Origin of the sequence: Sphingomonas sp. (genome assembly GCF_031426035.1) — a bacterium.
Classification (GTDB): Bacteria; Pseudomonadota; Alphaproteobacteria; order Sphingomonadales; family Sphingomonadaceae; genus Sphingomicrobium.
Map to the genome: position 1 here is coordinate 1 of NZ_JANPKO010000066.1, position 4143 is coordinate 4143.

Consider the following 4143-nt stretch of genomic DNA (forward strand, 5'->3'; position numbering starts at 1 on the left):
CGCCCGGTCGCGCTGTCGTAGACGATGCGGTGGTCGGCGTCGGCCGCCGCGGTGCCGGCGTGGAACGCCGCGGCGCTGAGCGTGCCGCTCGCGGGCAGCGCCGCAAACACCGACTGGTCGAGCGCGATGCTGTCGTCGACCGCCGCGAAGTCGGTGATGCTGTCGACGTTGCTCGCCGCGTTGAGCAGGCTGTCGAAGCGGAAGCTGTCCGCGCCGCCGGCGCCGGTCAGGACATCGTTGCCGCCGCCGCCGGCAAGCTGGTTGGCACCGGCGTTGCCGACGATCCTCTGGCCCAGGTCATTGCCCGAGAGGTTGAGGGCCGCGCTGCCCGCGGTGTTGGTGGTGGTGAGGATTTCGACATGGGCCCCGGCATTGAGGGTGTAGCTGGTCGACGCCAGCACGCGATCGGCGGTCCCGCCCGACGCCGCTTCGACAATGCTGTCCGCCGCATTGTCGACATAGAACCAGTCGTCCCCGCCGTAGCCGACCATCTGGTCTGCCCCGCCCGCGCCGTTGAGGATGTTGGCGCCGGCGTTGCCGGTCAGGGTCTGGGCAAAGCCGTTGCCGGTCAGGTTGATCGCGGTGGTCGCCGCTGCCACCGACGCGCTGAGGATTTCGACCTGGGTCGAGGCGTTCAGCGTGTAGCTGACCGTCGTGAACACGCGGTCGACGCCGCCGCCGGCCGCCTCGGTGACGATGTCGGCGGCGGTGTCGACATGATAAAAATCGTTGCCCGCGAAGCCGACCAGCGTGTCGGCGCCGCCGCCGCCGTTCAAGGTATTGACGCCGGCATTGCCGTGGATGGTCTGGGCGAGGGCATTGCCGGTGAGGTTGATCGCGGTGGTTCCGGCGGTGAAAGTGGTGGTCAGGACCTCGACATTGGCGCCCGCCGCAAGGGCGTAGCTGACCGCGGCCAGCACGCGGTCGGTGCCCGCTGAGGCGGCTTCGGTGACGGCATCCGCGGCATGATCGACGAAGTAGGAATCATTGCCGCCGTAGCCGATCAGCGTGTCGGCGCCGCCGCGCCCGTCGAGGATGTTGGCGCCGGCGTTGCCGGCGATGGTCTGGGCAAACTCGTTGCCGGTGAGGTTGAGGGCGCCGGTGCCGGCGGCGTTGGTGGTGGTGACCAGCTCGACCGCGCTGCCGGCGTTCAAGGCATACGTAACCGCGCTGAGGACGCGGTCGGTTCCGCCGCCCGCAGCCTCGACGATCGCGTCCGCGGCGGCATCGACGTAAAACCAGTCGTTGCCCGCCCCGCCCGCCATGCTGTCCGCGCCGGCGCCGCCAATGAGGGTGTCATTACCGGCGTTGCCCGACAGCGTGTTGGCGCCGCCGTTGCCGGTCAGCGTGTCGTTGAACGCCGAGCCGCTGACATGCTCGATCGCAACCAGCGTGTCGGTGCCGGCGCCGCCGGTGTTCTGCGCGCCGAGCGCGAGGCTGACGGTGACCGCGGCAGTGCTCGCCGCGTAGGACGCCGTGTCGTTCCCGGCACCGCCGTTGAGGACATCGTCCCCGGCCCCACCTTCGAGAACGTCGTCCCCCGCGTCCCCGTTCACGGCGTCATTGCCCGCGGCGCCGGTCAGCGTGTCGTTGCCCGAGCCGCCAGTGACAGTGTTGGCCGCGGCATTGCCGCCCAGCGTGTCGTTGAAGGCCGAGCCCGCAAGGTTCTCGAAACCGCCGAGCGTGTCGCTGCCCGCGCCGATGGTATTTTGCGCCGCGAGATTGGCGAGATCGACGGTGACCGCCGCAGCCGCAGCGGCATAGGATGCGGTGTCGGTCCCGCCGCCGCCATTGAGGACGTTGTTGGCGGCATTGCCGACCAGCGTGTCGTTGCCGCTGCCGCCGATGGCGTTTTCGATGATCGTGCCGCGCGCGATGCTGACATTGCCGACCCCGTTGCCGACATTGGAGAATGTCTCGGGGTTGAGGTCGATCAGCTGGTTGTTGGCGTAACCCGAATAGTCGAGCGTGTCGCTGCCGCCATTGTCGACCACGACGTAGGCAAAGGCGTTGGTCAGCGCGCCGTTTTGGGTGGCGTTGAAGATCGAGCGGTTGGCGGTCGAGTTGAAGCCGTAGGTGGTGTTGCCGGTGCGCGTGGTGGTCGCCGCGCCGTACAGCGACTGGATCGCGACGATGTCGGCCATCATCGGTGTCAGCGCGAGGTCGCGGGTGAAGCCCAAATTGCTGAAATAGCTGTTCTCCGACTGGTCGAAGTAGGACATCACGGTCGTCGCCCAGCTGTCGTTGAGGTACATCGCGTCGACGGCGTAGCTGGCATCGCCGTTATAGTCGCCGCCGTGGCCGAGGCCGAGCGCGTGGCCAATCTCGTGGATGTAGGTCTGGAACGAGTAGCTGTTGAGCGCGGTGCCGTTGTCGACCAGCCAGTCGGTCGACACGTTGACGGTCGCCGACGAGGTAATGCCGCCCGAATGGACGGCATCGGCGAACGCGCCTTCCTCGTCGTCGTCGAACACGATCATGCCGCCCGTCGCTACCGGGGCGAAGGTGATGCCGATGATGTCCGACCACAGCGCCAGAGCGTTGGTGGCGAGGTTCTGCCCCGCGGCGGTCAAGGCGGTCAGGTTGACGGTGATGGTGCCGCCCTGGGTGACGTTGAAGCGGTGCTCGGACCCGCCCCAGAAACCCGCGGTCAGCCAGTCGGCGATCTGGTCGTTGGTGTACACCGACAGCACCGGCGCCACGTAGTTGCTGACCGACAGCTCGAAATTGCCGGTATACGCATTGTCGTACGATCCGGCGTCGATGTAGAAGGTGCCGCCGGTCTCGGACGTGAAGATGATCCGCGAGCCGAGCCCGGCGCCGCCATCGTCGTCCTCGGTGATGATGTTGCCCGAGGCGTCGCGCAAATAGAGATAGGGGTCGGTGACCGGAGTTGCGCCGGTGCCCGACAGCAGGATGGTGACCGACTGCCCCGGCGCCAGCGTGATGCGATACCAGTCGTGATCGCCGGCGGTCTCGAGGACGCCGCCAACGCTGCCACCAACCGCGATGCCCGCCGTCGTCGCCGTGCTTGCTGGAACATAATCAGGCACGTCCGCACTCCATCAAATCGTCGGCCGGCAATGCCCGCCCAGTGAACCCGTAAATTACGCCAATTGACGCGTAACTCGATGAATATCCGTGGTTAATCCGCTCGCTATCAGACTTTTTATCGCGTTGCGCCAAGTTGCGCGGCGAGCGCGGTGCCGAGCAGGATCAACGACCCGCGATGAAGCTGCCGGTCCGAGGTCGACACTTGCTGCTCGGCGAGCTTGCGGCCGTCCCCGGTGGTCACCGTCGCGCCGAGGCTGTGCGGGCTCATGACGCGGAGGTCGACCGCCGCGCCGCCCGCAGCGGCACCCGCGGCGCGCCCGATCGCGCGGCACACGCCATCCGCCCCGCCGAGCTCGGCCGGCAGCTTTTCGGCGCCGGCAACGGTGCAGCGGGCGAATGCCGCCGCAGCAGGTGTAGAGGTGGCTGTGGCCGAAGCCGGTGGCATGGCGCAGGCGCTTCCGCTCGAGATCGTCGCCGCGGCACAGACGGCGGCTGCAAGCATTCTACCCATTGTCCACTCCCGGCAAGCCTCGGCCGCCGTTGCTATCCGCACGGCGGCGCCAAGTCATTGGCAATTCGTGGAATTTTGCCTCGAATTGGATGAATGCACGCTGAAGCTTGGGCGCCGGCGCGCGCCATCGCCGGCGCCGGCTTGACCGGACACGCCAATCAAGGCCCCGCCGCGGCGCGGGCGGACTCGGTTCCGGGCTCGCGGCCTCGCGGCAGCGGGCGCGCCGCCTTACGGCACCAGGAGGAAATCCGCGTTGGTCAGTGCGGTGCCGATCGCGACCTGCGCGAACAGCACCTGCGCGGCGGCGCCGTTGCCGTCGGCGTCGTAGTAGATCCGCCCGGTCGCGGCGTCGTAGATGATGCGGTCGTCGGCATCGCCCGCCACGGTCCCGGCGCGGAACGCCGCCAGCGCCAGCGCACCGCTCGCCGGCAGCGCACCGAAGATCGTCTGGTCGAGCACGATGGTGTCGTCGATCACCGAGAAGTCGGTGATGGTGTCGCGGTTGGTGGTGCCGTTGAGCACGCCGTTGAAGAGGAAGCGGTCGGCGCCGGTGCCGCCGGTCAGCGTGTCGTTGCCGG

2 protein-coding genes and 1 pseudogene are annotated in these 4143 nt (G+C 68.1%); all 3 read right to left on the reverse strand.

The genetic code is table 11. From position 1 onward, the window contains the following. Positions 1–3053: M10 family metallopeptidase C-terminal domain-containing protein (locus RMP08_RS04190; protein ID WP_310467735.1), on the reverse strand; the 3053-nt coding region annotated here is incomplete at its 3' end. Between the two features lie 116 nt (positions 3054–3169). Beyond that, positions 3170–3565 carry a hypothetical protein gene (locus RMP08_RS04195; RefSeq protein WP_310467736.1) on the reverse strand — a complete coding sequence of 132 codons (396 nt, stop codon included), beginning with the start codon at positions 3563–3565 and terminating at the stop codon, positions 3170–3172. Positions 3566–3793: 228 nt separating this feature from the next. After that, positions 3794–4143: pseudogene (locus RMP08_RS04200) on the reverse strand (hypothetical protein); the annotation flags it as partial.